This window comes from Pontibacter saemangeumensis (assembly GCF_039541895.1).
In the GTDB taxonomy this organism is placed as follows: domain Bacteria; phylum Bacteroidota; class Bacteroidia; order Cytophagales; family Hymenobacteraceae; genus Pontibacter; species Pontibacter saemangeumensis.
In genome coordinates, this window is the sequence record NZ_BAABHC010000016.1 from 390,458 (window position 1) to 408,414 (window position 17,957).

A 17,957-nucleotide genomic window follows, 5' to 3' on the forward strand; every position below is an offset into this window, starting at 1 on the left:
CTCCCTCCGCAGTTCTTTTGCTTTCCTCAACGTTTTAATTCTACAAGCTGCTTTTGTCCTCGCTTCCATGAATCCGGAAGGATGAATTAATTGATTCAGTTGAACCGTTTCCAGTGGATTGACGCTTATATATAGCTATATGATGAAATCTTTCTGTTGCGGTGCTATTTGGATCACCCCAAGCTTAAGGCCTCCTCCGTTTCACGTTCAGTTACGCCACTCCAGAAGCTGCTATATTCTTTGGCGTCTTTCATTCGCCGGGCTGGCTCTATCTCCGGCGCTACTTTTTTAAGCGTGCTGACCAGCGCCTCGTAAGGCCTGTAACCGACAATGAGCAGCCCCGGCTGCCCGGGTTTGCTGAGGGTAAGAGCAGGGTAGCGGGTAATACCAAGATAACGCACCTGCTTCAGGTCCTCCACAAAGGCATTCCTCGCCTCCTCGCCGTGGAGCTCCCGCTCAAATTGAGTATAATCAAGTAGCCGGGTCGCTTCCTCCGACAGCCCCTTAGCCACCTCCAGCAGCACCTCCTCCTTCGAGATATCCCTGCCGTGCAGCATCACCGCCTCCCGCACCCGCCGCAGGTACATCTCCGCCGCCTCCGGCGACTGCAGCCCAGAGCATTTCATGGCCAGGCAGGCGGGGTAAGAGGATGCGGGGGGATTAGCAAACCACACCTTGTCCTCTATGGGCATCCCTGAGAGGTGTTTGGCCTCCAGCCAGACAGGCCCCATCTGCAGCGGCTTACTTACGCTGTTCAAGGGGTCGCTGTAGCTGCTCCAGTTAGGAATCATCCCAGCCATGCGGTAGCGCCACCGGATCTTCCCACTGTACTCGTAGCGCAGCCTGCGCCACTGGGGCTCAAAGGCCCAGCTCCAACAGCAAAGAGGGTCGGTGTAGAACTCAATCTCCACCAACCCTGCTTCCTGCATTACTGCATCATTATTACTTTGTTCTTTCTCTGTCATACGGTGGCAGCATACGCTACAGTTTCTGCTGCGGATATGTGCTCCACTGGTTCTCTCCTTTAGGGACGGCGGCAGAGATCTCCCCGCTGCGCTCCCCTCCCAGCTTTTTGCTCACTTTCTCCGCCTTGTCTACGGTAATATAGGTTCCTTTCGGTTGCTGGTCCAGCATACCGTTGGTCTGGATCACGTGCTGCAGCGGGTCCTGCACATACTGCCATTCCTCCCCTGTAACGGGCGTTTCCCCCTGGTTCCAGGGGCCACGTACCTCCGCCCCGTTTGACATGTTAAAGTAGACGTTCGCATAACGGGGGTCAGCCTGCTGCACCCCGGGCGGGAAGTTTGGATTTAGTGTCTGCAGTGCGGCCTCAAACATCTGCGCGTGTGCCACCTCCCGCGTCATGAGGAACTTGAGCGTTTCCTTCACATAGGGATCGTCGGTGAACTGCATCAGGTATTCGTAAACGATCTTAGCTCGGCCCTCCGCCGCGATATTAGAGCGCAGGTCCACCGTCAGGTCGCCGTTGGCGGTTACGTAGGATGCGGTCCACGGCACCCCCTGGCTGTTGGTGAGCGTGGGGCCGCCGCCACTAAGCCCGAAGAACTGCGGGTTGACCATCGCCTCGTGAATGAAGGACTCCTTTTCGCCTTTGCCCTTGAGGAGCTGCATGATCTCGGATTCGTCGGCCGCCTTCTTCAGCTCCCCGTTGATGCCGCCGAGCAGCATCTGGATGGTGGCCCCGACGATCTCCAGGTGGCTGAATTCCTCCGTGGCAATGTCCATCAGCATGTCATACTTGTCAGGGTATGGCTGGCGGGCGGGAAAGGCCTGCACAAAGTATTGCATGGCCGCTTTCAGCTCCCCGTTTGCCCCACCGAACTGCTCCAGCAGCAGGCTGGCGAACTTCGGGTCCGGCTTTGAGACGCGCGCATTGAACTGTAATTCTTTTACGTGGTGAAACATTGATACCTCCTTTTATTAAGTTTGATAGATAGCTTGAGCTACAATAAACGAGGTTAAGCCGCAAAAGGATTATGCCCTCCGGGGATTTCCACCTCCCCCTAAACCTTGTAAATTGCTGCCTGCTGGCCTTTCTTACTGGTTATCATATGTCTGCGAGCATGGGTCGCCCAATACCGGGGCTGCAGTATTTTTTCCACGCCATAGGAGGCATTCCCCTGACTAGGGACGGCTAGGAAGGCAAATGTTCAAGCACTGATACGGACGAAACAGAAGCAGTACCGATCAACCATTCGTCTCCTTTGATAAAAAATTTCCCTATCTTAGAACATCCACTTCGGAGCATAAGATCAGATACATGCTATTGACTAACGCTGGCACTTACAACATGAAGCTTCTCCTGCTAATTTGCCTGTTCCTCTTCGGGACTGTACTTTTTAACACAGCGACTGTTTCGGCTGGAAGCAGCCTTTTGAGCGGCAAACAGCCGAACGCGGCCATTGACACCAAAGGCGCCATCCGGGTTGTCTTTGGGAAAGGGAATGATATTTATACCATATCCTCCACCGACAATGGGCAAAGTTTCTCGGAGCCGGAGAAAATTGCGACACTGCCAGACATGCACCTGGGCATGTCGAGGGGGCCGCAGATCGCCTCCTCCAAAAACTACAGCCTCGTTACGGCAATGGACAAGGCGGGCAACATCCATGCTTACCAGCTAAAGCACAGCAACGGCAAATGGACAAGGGCAGCCGGGGTCAATGATGTGAAAGGATCGGCACCGGAAGGTCTTGTGGCGCTCACAGCTGACAAAGAAGACAACTTTTACGCCGTGTGGCTGGACACCAGGGGAGACAAGAAAAACAAAATCTTCTTTTCTTCCCTCCACCCCGGCAAAGGCTCCTGGTCAGCAAACAAACTGGTCTATACCTCTCCTGACCAGACCGTCTGCGAATGCTGCAAGCCCAATATTGCCTTCCATGGTGACAAGCTGACGATCTCCTTCCGAAACTGGCTGAACGGCTCCCGGGACATCTACCATACCTCCTCCACTGACAAGGGGAAGAACTTCACGGCTCCTCAAAAGTTTGGCCAGGGCACCTGGAAACTGGAGGGCTGCCCAATGGACGGCGGCGGTATCGTAGTAGGAGACAATGGCCTGGTAAGCTCTGTCTGGCAGCGGAAGGGAGAAATCTTCTATTGCCAGGAAAACCAACCGGAACAGCTGATAGGGACAGGAAGGGATTGTGCTCTGGCGCAGGCAGGTGCAAACACCGTGATCGTGTGGCAGGAGAAAGGGCAAATCAAACTTAAGAAGTTAGCCACTAACACGACCCTGGAATTGGGCCATGGCAATACCCCACGGGTATATGCCGTAGCCGGCGGCAAAACGCTCTGCCTCTGGGAAGATGCCGGTACCGTGCAGCACAAGCTTATATAAAAACAAACAGCAGGGTGCAAAAATCAATCTGCCCCCTGCTGTTTGTTGATCATGTCCACCACCAGGCCCGACCAGGTAAACTCCTCTGCTCCGTGGCCTTCGCCGGTGAAGGGGTTATAGTACTCCCGGAAGCCGCTCCCGGACACCAGCTTTTTTACACTTTGCAGGAGCGCCTGCGCTTCCTGTTCATATCCTTTCTCCAGCAGAAACTGCTGCATAAACCAGTTGAACACCACCCACGTCGGCCCGCGCCATATATAAAGCGATTCATTGGGAACGAAAGCAGGTTCATTCACGGACAGCGACGGCATGGGAAACGGCACATGGAAGCCATCTTTGTGCAGCAAGTGCCGTTCCAGTACCTGCTTGCACACGGTATCTGGCACGCTTTTTAAAACCACCGGGAAAAAGATAGTGGCTGTCCGCACCTTTAGCTTCCCGTAATCATGCCCGTAAAGATCATAAAAGGCGGCATCGGTCTCGTCATACATGTATTTATATATAGCCTTACCGGTTTTATCAGCCTGCTCCCGGAAATACTGTTCCTCTTCGTCTCCAGCGAGGCGGCAAAGTTCCGCCATGGCGGACAGGTTCTGCGCGTAGATGGTGTTAAAGGCAGCATCCTTCACTATAAACTTGTTGCTCCGGTAGATGGCTTTCAGATCATATCCCTTCCGGAAGTTGTGCATATCCACCTGCAGCACCTTCCAGAAAAGCTGCGGTCCTGCTTTGCCTTTGCTATACCCGAGCACGGGGTCATAGGAGGCTTTCCAGTCCATCCCGGATTCAAAGGGCGTAATGATAGAGAGCAGCCCCTCCCCTTCAAAGTCCCTGTTCCGGGCCAGCCACCTGTAGTATTTCCTGAGCCTGGGCAACAGTTGCTGTACAAAACTCTTGTCCCGGGTTAAGCTGTAAACACGCAGCACTGCCTGCGCAGCGAGCGGCGGCTGCACCAGGGCTGACATATGCGGCTTGTAAAGCTGAAGCAGATCGCGGGGCCTAAGCTGAAACAGGTCGGTGATGCGGGCGGGCCAAAGGCGCTTCCAATAACTCATATGGCCAACAAAGCCATCTGGCTGCTGCATCTCAAACAGGCTCAGGATATGCTTCCTGGCCATGTCTTCCTCTCCCAGGGCAGTGAGCGTGAACACATGAAAGCACGTGTCCCAGAAGTACTGGAAAGGGTAGGTGCCTGGCGACGGTTTTGTATAGTGATAGGAAAACCCCGCCCGCTGGCCACTGATCATGTTTTTATAAAGCACCTCCCGCACCCGGTCTTTGATCTCCTGGTCAGGCAATACGCGTTGTCCGCCAGGATGCCTCTGTTTATCTGATATACTCATCCCATCCTGCGTAACGCTGCGTTTTCGGACCTAAAGGCAAGGCCAGTGCCGCCACAGCCAGCCCCAATACCACTCCGGTTATGCTTAACCCTGTCGGGCTGTTAGTCAGAAACCAGGGTGCCACCGCCACAGCCAGCCCGAGCAGGATGTTTACATAGCGCCCGATGCGGAGCGGTTCCCCCATGCAGAACACAGACACCACCACCACCAGCGACCCGGACAGGTGAAACACGTCCGCCACTGTTTCCTGTATCCCGACACCGAAAAGCCCGGGGGCAAACACCATCGCCGCCCCAAGCAGCGTAGACACAGTCAGCGTCCAGGGGAAACTGACACCCCAGATGGAGGCATTGTATACCGGCCCGGGCTTTTGTGGGAGTTCTATCAGTTCCGGGGCTTCATCTTTTGCATCGCTCTCAATGTTACCGCCTTTCCAGAACACTTTCCAGAAGCTCTCGCCTTGGTTCACTTTCTTTTTCATGAACTGCCCCATGGCAATCACCTCATCCACCTCCAGCGGGATCATGGGGATCATGATGGCCGCGGCCAACAGGCAGAAGGTGCACCAGGCACCCACCAGCACGGGCTGGCTGATGACAAGGAAAATATGTACCATCCCAAGCGGGATCACCAGGATTCCGAAAATGGCGACCATCCAGGGCATCGTACGCCATCGCGAGGGGGCTCCCATAAAACCCATCAGGAACTCCAGTGTGTAAGCGATGGCTCCAAGGCCGGCATCGGAGACTGGCAAGGAATGTGACATGGCGGAATTGAGCACCTGCTCGGTCTGCTGCCCAAAGAACGGGTCCCAGACGCTGTCGATATAGCCCAATTGAAAGGCTGCCAGGTAACGGGAAACGACCCAGCCCGCAAATCCCAGCACCATCATGATCCAGCGCTGCGGCCAGCTGGAGGGGTTATAGCTCCAGCCGGGCGGCGTGTCGGGACCCATTTTCATGTACATGATCATGTTGGGCATGCCCGGTATGAGAATCGTAAGGGCAATGATCAGCGCACCGACCATGGTATCATTCAAGTAGGCGACAGCCGTTGGGGACCAGAACAGCAAGGGGGCCATGGTGAGCCAGATGCCGACAAAGCAGCAGATCCAGAGGCTGACGGGGCGGTTGGGGGTAAGGCCGCGCCACCCGAAAAAGAGAAGCAGCGCACCGCTGATGATGTCGCTCCACTTCATGAACCCGATGCGCTGTTCCAGCGAGAGCCACACTTCACGTCCGCCGGAGGGCTGCACGGTGCCGCTGCTGTAATCGAAGGTGAACGGCGAGAGCAGCACCCAGGCCCCCAGAATGATGATCATCCAGTACACCCAGAGTGTCTGCATGTGATGCATGTGCAGCATCTTCTCCCGCATGTCATCCGACATCATATCGCCATGCCCACCGTCCTTGTGCATTTCTTCGTTGTGTTTTCGCACCTCTTTCTCAGCCATCGGGCGTGTCACACCACGCATTCCCATTGCGCCCTTGTGCTTCTCTTCGCCATCCTTCTGCTTATTTTCACTGCTGTTGTCCATCATGGTTATATGGTTTAAGATATATAGCCTGAAACTCTTTTATACGCGGCAGCAATGGTCAGGATATGACGGGTATATAATCATGAAATACAGCACCGGGTCATATCGTAAATTCATAACAGGTGAAGGCCATGGCTCTGATGATGAGGCGGAGGGATCAACTTACTGGTGGAGCGCAAGCAGGATATCCACATGCTTCAGCGGGTGTACAACATGAGCCTTACATACAATTTCGTGCTGCCAGACACAGAAGATTTGCAGCGCCTAATTGACATAGAATTTTGCGCAGCTTACCGGCAGTAGAGAATCACGTGCAGCGGCCTCCTCTGCTCAATAGAAGATTAAGAATATAGGGGAGATCAGTATTTCTTAAATTTTCTCAAAAGCATCCTCTATACTTTTATATAGATTTTGTTTTTGTACATCCAGTAAAGAATATACCATTCTACCAATAATACCAAGGAACCCTTTACCAGCGTAGCATAGGGTAAACCAAAAACCTGATCATAATCTTGCCCTAAATGGATGGATAAGGAAGAGGCGATAAAGGAGCCGAAGCCATCGGCTATCACATAGGCCGCGATGGAGTTCATCCCGATCACCATCAAAGGGAAGGACCATTTCTTGTAATTCGCCACATCTATTACCCAGTAAAACAAAGCCAGCAGCAGGAAACAACAGCCACCGCTAAAAAGCACCCAGGCGGGGGTCCAGATGCGCTTTACGATCGGGTTGATGCCCATCACGTGCAGCAAAACCCCCGCTGCCAACAAACTGATCCCTGTAATCAAAAAAAACTTCAGCTTTACCTTTTGTGCAGTAGTCGCCCTTAACGCTTTCCCCGCAAACAATCCTAAGATCATGGTGCCCAGCGCAGGTATAAAGCTTAGGGTAGCGTAGCCGCCGCCGTTATGCGTAAAAGGGTTCTCCCGGGGAAACAGGTTGAGGAACCAGCGGTCGAAATACCATGCGAAGTTGGTGTTCATGTTCCAGTGGGCGGCGAAGCCACGGAGGTTGTGCTCCCAATCGGGTGCCACGCCAACAGCCTCGTAATTGAAGCCGGCACCCGGCAAAGGGAAGAAAGCAAAGGCAGCCCAATAGCCAACCAGAATCAGGGCCAGCGCCCCTAATTGCACCCGTTGCGAAGAAAAGCCGAGCAGAAAAAGAAAAGGGTAGCCTAACCCGATCTGGGTAAGGGTATCTTCGAAGGTAAAATTGGTCTGCTGCGAATGCAGGGAGCGCAGAAATATCCCCAGCAAGATCAGAATGAGGGACCGTACGATGGCATGACGTAACAAAGGCCCGAACTTCGCGCCTTTGGCCAGGCGGCTGCCTATGGAGAACGGCAGGGCCACCCCTACCAGGAAAGTAAAAGAAGGCTGGATCAGATCATGCAGCGAGCAGCCCACCCACGGCACATGGCTTTGATGAAAATCGAGAAACTGCCAGAACCGGCTATCCGGCAAGGCTTCTGCGACACGCCGGAAGGAAAGCACTTCTGCCATCATCAGCAACATGACAAAACCCCGATACACATCCACTGAAGCAACTCTGCCGGTGGAAAGCACAGGGTTTATAACAGGAGCATCGGAAACAGGCGCAGTCGTCGTTCTCATAGGAAGTTTTAAATAAGATAGGTAATCAAATCTAAAATCTCCTATATATCAGCAGGAATTTTATCCGCTAAATGGCTTTAAGAACTAAGATTGATACAGGAAAAGATGCGGCTATCGGGTACCCCTTGCACATGCAATGTAAATGCGGGTCAGATTTTATCATCCTGTATAGAATGTAAAAGATGGGCAAAGCCGCTTTGCCAGAAATTGCATAGGAGTGCCTAAGGATAGCAATAATAAGGGGGATATTTATAATGCAATTCAAAGAGAGGGAGAAATCTCTTCATTGCCGTAACTTCTTAACTGAAATTTCCTGCCGCCTAAACTTTCAACTATATAGAGCTTCATCCGTTTGAGCTGAAGGGGAAGGGCATTTTTACAGTAGCTATGGCAGGAAGTATATAGGAGCTAGCTTAAGCTGCGGCAAAAAAATATGCAGAGATTTATATGTAACTCTCCACAACCAAGCACGACAAAAACACGAGAACTGCCTGACTAATCTGAATGTGGGCATGCAGAGGCTCCCAACAGCACCTGATGTATAACCAGATAGACAAACTTCTTAATCTGTATCTAAGGTGAAGCGCTTAATCAGCAAAAAATAGAGCTTACGCTAATAGGCGATTTCACCAGTGATAATAACAAGCCCGGCCTCAGCGGCTGGAACTGAATAAGAAACACCTGTATAGTGGCCGGACGCATCATAAAACCTGCCTGTGCCACCGGTGATGGTATGGTTTACAGTTACCAGCAGCCTGCCATCCTGCTGTGGAACGGCTGTGCCTGTAAACGAAGAATGGAGCTCATCCCCGTTGGCAGCCGTGATAACATTAGTACCATTTGTAATAAAGGGAGGCGGTGGCGTAAGGTTAAGTGTCGTATTTGTAACAACGATGGATTTGCCCATATGAGAAAACTGTCCCTGCCCCGTAATCCTGATGCGCTGTATCGGAAAAGCAGACTCCGGTAAAACATAATGCCTTGTTTCGTAAGACCCTCCAAAGGGCCGCATCTGCATCTTGGCATCAGCGCTTTCAGTACCGGAGAGTGTAATCTCGTCCAGCTCATTCTCTGCTGAGCAGGACGTCAATGCAAAAAGGCACGCCACAGCAAAAAGCAGCAACGTGAAATTGGTTAATTTCTTCATCACATCGAAAAAGGAGTTAAGGTGTTAGAAAACATCAAGCGAAGCACGAGTTACAGGGGCTCATTGGCAGGATGTCCGGGGGAGAGAAGACAGTTGCATTATTCAATTGAGCTACAAATTAGCCACTTGAAAGTATATGGGTAAGGTTAGAAAGCAGTGGACTCCCATTGGCATACTGCCAGTGTACATGTGTGGGTGCCTTCGAATGGATGATGAAAGCCGCAGCCGAAATTATGGCCGTTATTGAAGGCCAAGAGAGCAGACTATCTATAACGCTTCCTAAACAACAAAGTTTTATTTATAAAAGGTATAATTTTGATTTAAAGCACTACTGAGGGACATATAATTTACAGATGGTTACTACTTCGCAGTTAAACGGATATTTTCACATATGTAGAGTTTATCAGCTCCCTAAAAGAATATAATCCCGTTATATTCTTTGGTAGAAAGAGCCTTTATTAGCGATGTACATATATCCCTCTCAGCTATTTATGCACATTTTTTATCCTGAGGCCATTTTAATTCATTGGGAAGGCTTAAAAGGTGGTAGCGCCGCCTCAACTAATTAGATTCGTTTCAATGCTATATATAGCTGATCCTGTTATCAAGAAGGCAAAAAACCGAATGAGTTAGCTAGGAGGCAGAAACGAAAAAGCCTGCAAACTCTTCATTTGCAGGCTTTTGATTATATATGGTATCACTACCGGCAGAGAGTGAGGGATTCGAACCCTCGATACCCTTTTGAGGTATACACACTTTCCAGGCGTGCTCCTTCAACCACTCGGACAACTCTCTAATTGCTGCTGCAAATATAAGGCAATTGTCGGGACAGTTGCAAGCCCTGCCCACTTTCCGTCGCTAATTCTACAGTGTTATTTCACCGCTCAGGTCTTTCATGAGCAGTTCTTTTGTTTCCGCGTCAGGCAATTGCTGCCCCAGCACAAACATTAGTTTCGTGATCGCAGCCTCCGTGGTGATGTCGGCCCCACCGATCACGCCCATCTCCAACAGGTAGCGGCTGGTCTCATAACGCCCCTGGTCCACGCGGCCCTCATCGCACTGCGACACGTTCAGGATCAGGATGCCGCGTGCAATGGCATCGCGCAGCAACTCCAGCAGCCACGGGTTGGTTGGCGCGTTTCCGGCACCGTAGGTTTCCAGCACCACGCCGCGCAGGTCCGGCGATGTCAGGATGCTTTTCACCACATAGGGCGTAATGCCCGGAAACAGTTTCAGGATAGCCACCCGGTAATCCATGTCGTAGTGCGCCTTGAGGGGCAAATTCGTGCTCGGCCTGATGGCTGTCCAGTAGTAGTCGATGTTGACGCCGGCCTTCGCCAGGATCGGGTGGTTCTCAGACTTGAATGCGCTGAACTGGGTGCTCTCCACTTTCTTGGCCCGGTTGCCGCGCAGCAGCAAATTATGGAAGTAAATGCATACCTCCGGCACGGTGCTGCCGCCATCGATCTTGGTGGCCGCGATCTGGAGCGCCGAGATCAGGTTCTCCCGTGCATCCGTCCGCACGCGGCCGATGGGAACTTGGGCACCGGTAAAAATAACGGGCTTCTGCAGGTTCTCCAGCATATAGCTCAGGGCGGAGGCACTGTAAGCCATCGTGTCGGTGCCGTGCAGGATCACGAAGCCGTCGTAGGCCTCGTAGTTCTCCTCTATCAGGCGCACCATCATCATCCAGTCCGCAATATTCACGTTGGAGGAGTCGATGGCGGGTTCTATGCTCATCACCGTCAGCTTGTAGTGGAACTGCCTCAGTTCCGGCACCTTCTGCAGTATCTGGCTGAAATTGAAAGGCACCAGGTGTTTGTGATCTTCATCAAACACCATCCCGATGGTGCCGCCGGTGTAGATGATGAGGATGGATGCCTCCGCATCTTTCGGCGTAGCGGTATCGATGTTCACGTTTACGACCTTCATCTTTACAGCTTAAAGAGGTTTAAAGCGTTGGCAGAAGTTTCCCGGGCCACTGTTTCTATGGGCTGCTGCAGCAAGTCCGCCACTCGTTCCGCTATCAGCGTCATGTATACCGGCTCGTTGCGCTTGCCGCGGTGCGGGGCGGGCGCCAAGTAAGGGCAGTCTGTTTCCAGCACCAGGTCCGAGAGTTGCACGTGCGGCAGCACCTTGTCCAGGCCGCCGTTTTTGAAGGTGGCCACCCCTCCTATTCCCAGCAGGAAGCCGAGCTCCTTCACCTTCCGGGCCTCTTCTGCAGTGCCGGTAAAACAATGGAAAACCCCGCGCAGCGTGCCGTCCTGCGCAGCTGCCAGTATTTCATATGTCTCGTCGAAGGAGTCCCGGGAATGAAGAACAACGGGCAGCTGGTGCTTCTTTGCCAGCGCCACCTGCACCTTCAGGGCCTCCTGCTGCTGTGGCAGAAAGGACTTGTCCCAGTACAGGTCGGTGCCGCACTCGCCGATGGCCGCAAATTTTCGCCTGCCCAGCCACTCCTCCAGGATATATAGCTCCCGTTCGAAATCCTTACCCACGGAAGTCGGGTGGAGGCCCATCATCGGGATGCAAACGCCCGGGTACTTCTCCTCCGCCTCCAGCATCGCGTCTATCGAAGTGTGGTCGATGTTGGGCATATAGATCCGGGTTACCCCCTCCTCCTGCGCCCGAGCCACGGCCTCTGCGCGGTCTTCATCAAACTTTTCGGAATAGATATGTGCGTGCGAATCAATTAAACTCATTTATCTACTGTCGTTACGCAAGCATTAAAAATTGCTGCTGTATATGCTTGAGGCCGTAATTTAGGAATTAAATCTCTGATGCGTTTTATTGTGCATGGTTAAATTGCTATATGGCTGACGGGTAGGATCGAGCCAAACTCCATCGCAGCGGCCCACCTCTATATAACCCATCAAGCCAAATCCCTAATAGTCACGCCCTTTCCAGGTGATGTTGAGCGGCAGGAAGAAGTAAACGATCAGCACCACAGACGACACCAGCAGGTAAATCTCAAAGGCAATATACAGCCACCACGGCGCAGACTGCCCCACACGGCGGAGGCATATATAAACATACAGGCTTTGCAGCAGCAGTTTGCCGATGAAAACCCCCAGAGCCACCCCTACCGAGGTGTAGGCGAAAAAGGGCAGCAGCACCGGGTAGTAAGCCGCGTGCAGGATAAAGATGACAGCCATATATAAAGGCAGGTGCATCGAGCCGCTCATCCAGCGCCTGCGTTGCTGCAGGTATGCCGGGATGCTTTCGGCTGGCGTAGAGTATGCCAGCACCGTACGGTCAAATATGTTCCGGAAGCCCCAACCTTTTTTGATAATGGAATTGAAAATAGCCACATCCTCTGTAATTGAGAACGGTATTCCCTCAAAGCCCCCCACCGCCTCGTACGCCTCCCGGCGCAGCAGCATGTTGTTCCCGATGGTGGAAACAGGCAGTTCCAGGTCTGAGATGACCTGCATCAGCCCCAGCGCATAGAGCCAGTCCATGGCCTGCAGCCTGGCCCACAGGCTTTCGCCCGCGATGGACGTTATACCGGTCACCACCCCGACTTGCCCCTGCATCTCCGACAGCATCCCCCGCACCCACTGCGGCGGCACCGCTATATCCGCATCCGTAAAAAAGAAGTAGCCCGAAGTGGCCTGCCTGGCCAGTTGGGCCAGCACATTGGCCTTCCCACGGTTGCCTCCGCTGTTTTGAGAGATGGGGAAGCACATGAAGTTCGGGCGGTCCTGTATATAGGCTTCCACCACGGCGCGGGTGGCATCCGTGGAGGCATCGTCGCCTATCAGCACTTCCATTTTACCGGAGGGGTAATCCAGCGCCGAGATAGCCTGCAGGCAGCGCAGGATGGTGTGCTCCTCGTTTCGGGCGGCGATCAGGATACTGATATGGGGCTGGTGGTGCAGCCGCGGGGAATAGGGTGCGCGGTTGAGGATCAGCAGGGCCAGCAACGAGAGGAAAAGCAGAAAATAAAGAGTGAAATAGACTACTGATACAATCATAGGGTCTCAAACGCATATCCCAGCCGGGAGAAGTGCCCCAGGAAACGCGGTAAGGCATATTGCATATTACGCTGCGCTTTCAGGCTGTCGTGAAATACGATGATGCTGCCGCTTTGGGTGTGACGGATAGCATTTTCAAGGCATTTTTCCGGGGAAAGCGTGGCGTCGTAGTCGTTGGTGAGCGTGTCCCACATAATCAATTCATAGGACTGCCGCAGAGCTGCGGCCTGCGCCGTGGAAATGCGGCCATATGGCGGCCGGAACAGCCTGACTTTTGGGTTTGGCTGCAGCGCGTCCAGCTCAGCCTGGCACAGGGCCGTATTCTCAACGTACTTCTCAAATGATGTCTGCCAGCCCTTCAGGTGGTGGAAGGTGTGGTTGCCGAGCACATGCCCCTGCGCCAGCGCCAGACGGGCCACCTCGGGGTGCTTCACCAGGTTATCGCCCACACAGAAGAACGTGGCCTTCGCTTTATATATGGCCAGTTGCTCCAGCACCCAGGGCGTCACCTCCGGGATAGGGCCGTCATCGAAGGTCAGGTACAGCTTTTTCTCCCCTGCCTCCCGGTGCCAAGTATAGCCCGGCAACAGTTTCCGGAGCAGGTAAGGCGTTTTGTAAAAGCGGATCATCTTGATTGTTGATTGATGATTGATGATTGCTTGCTGCTGATAGCGACCATAATCAGGGCCGGCTGGCCTTCACTCTACAATCAACAATCAACAACCAACGATCAACAATCAAATTACTTAAACCGGCACGAGAGCAGCGTGATGTCGTCGTTGAAGCTGATCTCCTCGCTGTAGAGCTTAATCTCCCGGAGCAGCTGCAGGTGCAGCATCTTGGAGCTCAGGAAGCGGTTGCGCTTCATGAACTCAATAGTGCCCTCGATGCCAAACTCAGCCTCATGCTCGTCAAACACCTCCGTCAGGCCATCGGTATAGCAGAGCAGCACCGCGTTTTTGGGGACCGTCACTTTGGCCACCGACATAAAGGGCAACACATCAAACACGCCCAGCATCGTGCAGCCCTCGTTCAGGAGCAGGTGCGAGTTGTTTTCGTACAGCAGGATCGGGGCGTTGTGGCCGGCGTTCACGTACGAAAGCTCCCGCGTCCGGCGGTTATAGATGGCCAGGAAGGTGGTGATGAATTTCTCAGCGATCGCGTTGCGGTAGATGAGATTATTCAGTTCGGCCACAACGGTACCCAGGTCCGAGGTCTGCCGGAGGATCGTCCGAAGGCCCGCCTGGAAGTTCGACATCAGCAATGAGGCCGGAACGCCCTTGCCCGACACATCGGCCACGCAGAACAGGAACTGGTCCTGGTCAATCTCGATAAAGTCGTAGTAGTCGCCGCCGATGGAGGAATGGGGGATATAGCTGGCATGGATCACCACATCGCTGTCGTTGGGGAGCGACTTCGGGAACAGCATGGACTGCACCTCGCGGGCAATCTCGATCTCCCTCCGGATAGACTCCTCTGCCAGCCGCTGGCGCGCCATCTTGTGGTTTTCGATCGCCACCAGCATGATGTTACTCACCGTCTGCACAAACCCGAGCGCGCCGAGGTTCTGGTAGTAAGGCTGTATCTTCCCGATCATGACAAAGGCCAGCACTTTGCCGTTGTGCAGGATCGGGATCACGATGTCGAAGGTGCGCCATTTCTTGTCGACCGGCAGCCTGGCGGTCTTGGAAATCTCTTTCAGCGTCTTGATGCCATCCGGTAACCGTTGCTTTGTAAAGTCCTGCTCCGTGCCGAAGCACACCTTACACTCCCAGGCCTCGTCGTGCACAAACAGCACCAGGCGGCTGATCTGCAACTGCGCCAACAGGGTGAAGCGGTATATCTTGTACAGAGCAGTCTCCGGCAGGTTATCATTGATCGCCTGCGTGATCTCAAGCAGAGCCGAAAGCTCCAGTTTCTTGAGATTGAGTTCCTGCTGTGTATTCGGTGTAATGATATCAGGCATTCGAAATCAGGATTATTGGATCATATGCATCCTGTAAATCTTAGCACCTCATCGCGATGAAAGGCACAAGATTACTGATACATATACTAGGTAAAACTAATAAAAAAATACCAGCCCCCGCATCTTTTTACTGGAAACCTTCAGATGCTGCTCGCCGCAAAGAAGAGCTGAATACGAGAAGGTAGGCGGCTGAAAACTTAACCCACTTCCATTCCAAAGGTTTTGGCAAAGTAAGCCGTGGCAATAACGCTGCGCTAGCCCAACTTATTGAACGGCAGGTTGCGGAACACCGCCTGTTGCTGCAGAAAACCAGGTGCCTGCGCAGCATTTACATGAAGGTCAAAGCTAAAGCAACCCGTGTGCTCCCATTTCCATTCAGGGAAGTTCAGGGGCAAGACATGATAACACATTTCGACACATACAAATCTTTAAATCAGATATTTAGTGTCAGTCACTGCAATGTTCTCTTACACACCCTTGTGCAGCAGTAGGGGTGACTTTCCAAGGCACTCATGTGAAAATTTTATGCAGGAGTCGCTGCCGCTTCATCTTTTAAAAAAAGCACCGCCGGCTATAAATATATTAGCACGCACTAAGCAAGCATAGTTGCCGAAGAGGCTTTTCAGAGGGAATTATGCACCACCAGGCCTGCCTTGGTGGCAAGGTAAAAATAATCGTGGCAATGCTGCGCGAAAGTGCTTTCATCGTACTCGTGCTCAGTATCCTGGTCAGGGTATAGGATTTTCACATATCCCCGCCTGATCAGTGACTGCAGGCTCTCGCAAAGCTCCTCATCGCTCAGCGAAAGGGTGCTTCTGAGATCCGGGTAAGACGTCACAAAGTACAGTTCGTCCAGTAAGTCAAATTCATTATCGCTCATGAGTTGCGGATTATCCTCCCTTTCCAACGGTAGCGCCCCAGCAGGCCGCAGGCACCAGTAAAAACCACGTAAGGGACGTAAACGAGTTGCAATGGCAGCATATACCAAAGATACCTTCGTTTGCCTAAGAAGCCCAGTACCTGTTTTAAAAATAAGAAATCCACTGCGAATTTCGAAATATATGCGCCTATAAATATCCAGAGCGGCATGCTGCCGGAAATCACCAGGGCGATGGCCAGGAACAGCAGGAAATTCACTAGGAAAACCGCCACCGCAACCAACTGCACCTCCAGGCTTTGGTAGGATTGCCACTTGCTCGCCCACCTTACCCGCTGCCACACGAAGGAAATCAGTGTTTTACGGGCATCCGTATAAACTATAGATTCAGGATTTTTCAGAAAGGCCACTTTGCCCGGATACTGCTCGTGCACCTTGTGCAGCAGAAACTCGTCATCGCCGCTCGCGATGCCCTCGTTGCCTGAAAAGCCTGCCACGCTGTTGAAAACATCTTTCCGGTAGGCCAGGTTAGCACCGTTGCACATGTTGGGTTTGCCAAGCCCGATGGAGGCGCCGCCAATGCCGATCAAACTCGAAAACTCCACCAACTGCATTTTCTCAAACAAGGTAGCGGTGTTGTGGAAGCTAACCGGCCCGCTGATGAAGTAGGGCTGCTGCAACCTATAGAGGTACGCGTACTGCCGAAGCCACTCCGGCCCCACCCTGCAGTCACCGTCAGTAAACACCAGCAGCTCTCCCTGCGCCAGCTCCACCCCCTTCTGCACGGCGGCTTTCTTGAGTTGCATAGCAGGGTAATCATGCAACTGCAACACCCTTATACTCATTGTGGAACCTGCCTTGTATTCATTCACCAGTTCAACCGTCCTGTCCTCGGAATGGTCGTCTACCACCAGCACCTCCAGAAGCTCCTTGGGATAAAGCTGCCGCTCCAGGTCCTGTAACAGCAGGAGTATGTTCTCGGCTTCGTTTCGGACGGGGATGATGACAGACAGCCGGACGTCAGGTATATAGCTTGCAGGGGCGTCAGAGACGGGAAGCTCCTGCCACGCAGACCGGCGGCGCAGAATAATCCAGGCATAGGCCAGCAGCGTGGCCGAGAGCAGCAAGATCACGTGGTGACGCCTTTCCGGGCCAGCCGAAGCCGCAGTACAAAGAACAGGCCGACGGCACTGGGCACCGCAATGTTGAGCAGCCAGAGGCTTAGGCTGGCGCTGAGCACCTGCAGCCTCACCTGCCCCAGCAACCCGAACAGGTACATTGCCGACAACTCCCGCATGCCCAGGTCTGAGAGCAAGCTGACGGAGGGCACCACCGACTTGAGGAAAAATGTGCCGGACACGCCGCCTATATACTCCACTGCGCTCAGGCGCACCCCGAATAAGACCAGCAGCAATATAAACTGCAGCAGGAACACAAAGTACCGGCCCAGCGACAGCAGCAGGAGGCGAGAGAGTTCGGGAGAGGAATAGGCGGCCATAATGGCGATATACGGCACAAACTGCTGCAACGGTTTGATGCCAGCCACTACTCCCACCATCGCCCGCGCATTGTAAAGCAGCAGCAGCACGATCAAATCCAGGGCGAGAAGGAGAAACATAAGGCTTAGGCAAACAGAGGGATACAGCGGGAAGTAAAAGCGAAGGATGAAGTAAGCCAGGCCAAGGGAACCGACGAGTACCGTTGCCACCAGCTGGCTAAAACGCCCCATAAAAATTGCACCGATCGCCTCCAGCCGCTGCCGGCTCTTCAGCTCCAGCACGCGGCCGGCAAAGTCGCCGAGGCGATTTGGGGTGATGAAGCCGAGGGTGAGGCCCACCATCACGGCGCGGTAAGCCTGCAGGAATGAAAACCGTTCGATCTTCTGCCCCAGCAGTTGCCACTTCATAGCCTCGAAGCCCCAGTTAATGGGTATCAGCACGGCTGTGAGCAGCAGCAGGGGGCGCAGGGGATTCTCCCAGGCATGCCGCAGCACAACGCCCCAACTCAGGAAAGTGTCGGGCGCCTTGAAAACCGCCTTGTACAGCAGGTAGAACGTGAGCACCACGACCAAGGCTTTTCCCGCAGCCAAAAGGAATTTTCTGTTGAGGTTAATGTTCAAGATAATATCTC

15 protein-coding genes and 1 tRNA gene are annotated in these 17,957 nt (G+C 53.2%); 1 reads left to right on the forward strand and 15 read right to left on the reverse strand.

Annotated elements, in window-relative coordinates; translation table 11 throughout:
* Positions 1-173: 173 nt before the first annotated feature.
* On the reverse strand, positions 174-965 hold the full coding sequence (locus tag ABD920_RS15640) for a DsbA family protein (protein WP_345160365.1): 792 nt from the start codon (positions 963-965) through the stop codon (positions 174-176).
* A 16-nt stretch (positions 966-981) separates the two neighbouring features.
* Positions 982-1,926: a manganese catalase family protein gene (locus ABD920_RS15645; RefSeq protein WP_345160367.1), complete on the reverse strand. Its 945-nt coding sequence runs from the start codon at positions 1,924-1,926 to the stop codon at positions 982-984.
* A 355-nt stretch (positions 1,927-2,281) separates the two neighbouring features.
* On the opposite strand from ABD920_RS15645, the gene ABD920_RS15650 reads away from it, so the two are divergent.
* The gene (locus ABD920_RS15650; RefSeq protein WP_345160369.1) at positions 2,282-3,364 is read left to right on the forward strand and encodes a hypothetical protein; all 1,083 of its coding nucleotides are present in this window, start codon (positions 2,282-2,284) and stop codon (positions 3,362-3,364) included.
* Between the two features lie 23 nt (positions 3,365-3,387).
* Here the strand turns inward: ABD920_RS15650 and ABD920_RS15655 are convergent, their stop codons facing one another.
* The 13 genes from ABD920_RS15655 to ABD920_RS15715 all read right to left on the reverse strand — a co-directional run bounded on the left by ABD920_RS15655 (position 3,388) and on the right by ABD920_RS15715 (position 17,946).
* Positions 3,388-4,707, reverse strand: a complete 1,320-nt coding sequence (locus ABD920_RS15655; RefSeq protein ID WP_345160370.1) for an amylo-alpha-1,6-glucosidase — start codon at positions 4,705-4,707, stop codon at positions 3,388-3,390.
* Positions 4,691-6,247, reverse strand: coding sequence for a vitamin K epoxide reductase family protein (locus ABD920_RS15660; RefSeq protein WP_345160371.1), 1,557 nt, complete (start codon positions 6,245-6,247; stop codon positions 4,691-4,693). The genes ABD920_RS15655 and ABD920_RS15660 overlap by 17 nt, the downstream gene beginning before the upstream one ends.
* A gap of 389 nt (positions 6,248-6,636) precedes the next feature.
* A complete protein-coding gene (locus ABD920_RS15665; RefSeq protein WP_345160373.1) occupies positions 6,637-7,860 on the reverse strand; it encodes an acyltransferase family protein in 1,224 nt (407 codons plus the stop codon).
* Between the two features lie 613 nt (positions 7,861-8,473).
* Entirely contained in the window at positions 8,474-9,007 is a 534-nt protein-coding gene (locus ABD920_RS15670; RefSeq protein WP_345160374.1) for a hypothetical protein, read from the reverse strand.
* Between the two features lie 707 nt (positions 9,008-9,714).
* Positions 9,715-9,802 (reverse strand) — tRNA-Ser (locus tag ABD920_RS15675).
* A 69-nt stretch (positions 9,803-9,871) separates the two neighbouring features.
* Entirely contained in the window at positions 9,872-10,939 is a 1,068-nt protein-coding gene (locus ABD920_RS15680) for an asparaginase (RefSeq protein ID WP_345160375.1), read from the reverse strand.
* Between the two features lie 2 nt (positions 10,940-10,941).
* The gene (locus ABD920_RS15685) at positions 10,942-11,709 is read right to left on the reverse strand and encodes a TatD family hydrolase (protein WP_345160376.1); all 768 of its coding nucleotides are present in this window, start codon (positions 11,707-11,709) and stop codon (positions 10,942-10,944) included.
* Positions 11,710-11,892: 183 nt separating this feature from the next.
* Positions 11,893-12,984 (reverse strand): glycosyltransferase, encoded by a 1,092-nt coding sequence (locus ABD920_RS15690; RefSeq protein ID WP_345160377.1) that lies wholly within the window; start codon positions 12,982-12,984, stop codon positions 11,893-11,895.
* Entirely contained in the window at positions 12,981-13,613 is a 633-nt protein-coding gene (locus ABD920_RS15695) for a polysaccharide deacetylase family protein (RefSeq protein ID WP_345160378.1), read from the reverse strand. Before ABD920_RS15695 ends, ABD920_RS15690 begins: the two co-directional genes overlap by 4 nt.
* A 113-nt stretch (positions 13,614-13,726) precedes the next feature.
* Positions 13,727-14,950 carry a PP2C family protein-serine/threonine phosphatase gene (locus ABD920_RS15700; RefSeq protein WP_345160379.1) on the reverse strand — a complete coding sequence of 408 codons (1,224 nt, stop codon included), beginning with the start codon at positions 14,948-14,950 and terminating at the stop codon, positions 13,727-13,729.
* Positions 14,951-15,572: 622 nt separating this feature from the next.
* Positions 15,573-15,830, reverse strand: coding sequence for a hypothetical protein (locus ABD920_RS15705; protein WP_345160381.1), 258 nt, complete (start codon positions 15,828-15,830; stop codon positions 15,573-15,575).
* Entirely contained in the window at positions 15,827-16,960 is a 1,134-nt protein-coding gene (locus ABD920_RS15710) for a glycosyltransferase (protein ID WP_345160383.1), read from the reverse strand. The genes ABD920_RS15705 and ABD920_RS15710 overlap by 4 nt, the downstream gene beginning before the upstream one ends.
* Entirely contained in the window at positions 16,957-17,946 is a 990-nt protein-coding gene (locus tag ABD920_RS15715) for a lysylphosphatidylglycerol synthase domain-containing protein (protein ID WP_345160384.1), read from the reverse strand. Before ABD920_RS15715 ends, ABD920_RS15710 begins: the two co-directional genes overlap by 4 nt.
* Between the last annotated feature and the right edge of the window lie 11 nt (positions 17,947-17,957).

What these genes read in the sequence shown, in the direction of transcription:
- ABD920_RS15640 (WP_345160365.1), bottom strand. Translation starts at nt 965, where the DNA reads ATGACAGAGAAAGAACAAAGTAATAATGATGCAGTAATGCAGGAAGCA.
- ABD920_RS15645 (WP_345160367.1), bottom strand. Translation starts at nt 1,926, where the DNA reads ATGTTTCACCACGTAAAAGAATTACAGTTCAATGCGCGCGTCTCAAAG.
- ABD920_RS15650 (WP_345160369.1), top strand. Translation starts at nt 2,282, where the DNA reads ATGCTATTGACTAACGCTGGCACTTACAACATGAAGCTTCTCCTGCTA.
- ABD920_RS15655 (WP_345160370.1), bottom strand. Translation starts at nt 4,707, where the DNA reads ATGAGTATATCAGATAAACAGAGGCATCCTGGCGGACAACGCGTATTG.
- ABD920_RS15660 (WP_345160371.1), bottom strand. Translation starts at nt 6,247, where the DNA reads ATGATGGACAACAGCAGTGAAAATAAGCAGAAGGATGGCGAAGAGAAG.
- ABD920_RS15665 (WP_345160373.1), bottom strand. Translation starts at nt 7,860, where the DNA reads ATGAGAACGACGACTGCGCCTGTTTCCGATGCTCCTGTTATAAACCCT.
- ABD920_RS15670 (WP_345160374.1), bottom strand. Translation starts at nt 9,007, where the DNA reads ATGAAGAAATTAACCAATTTCACGTTGCTGCTTTTTGCTGTGGCGTGC.
- ABD920_RS15680 (WP_345160375.1), bottom strand. Translation starts at nt 10,939, where the DNA reads ATGAAGGTCGTAAACGTGAACATCGATACCGCTACGCCGAAAGATGCG.
- ABD920_RS15685 (WP_345160376.1), bottom strand. Translation starts at nt 11,709, where the DNA reads ATGAGTTTAATTGATTCGCACGCACATATCTATTCCGAAAAGTTTGAT.
- ABD920_RS15690 (WP_345160377.1), bottom strand. Translation starts at nt 12,984, where the DNA reads ATGATTGTATCAGTAGTCTATTTCACTCTTTATTTTCTGCTTTTCCTC.
- ABD920_RS15695 (WP_345160378.1), bottom strand. Translation starts at nt 13,613, where the DNA reads ATGATCCGCTTTTACAAAACGCCTTACCTGCTCCGGAAACTGTTGCCG.
- ABD920_RS15700 (WP_345160379.1), bottom strand. Translation starts at nt 14,950, where the DNA reads ATGCCTGATATCATTACACCGAATACACAGCAGGAACTCAATCTCAAG.
- ABD920_RS15705 (WP_345160381.1), bottom strand. Translation starts at nt 15,830, where the DNA reads ATGAGCGATAATGAATTTGACTTACTGGACGAACTGTACTTTGTGACG.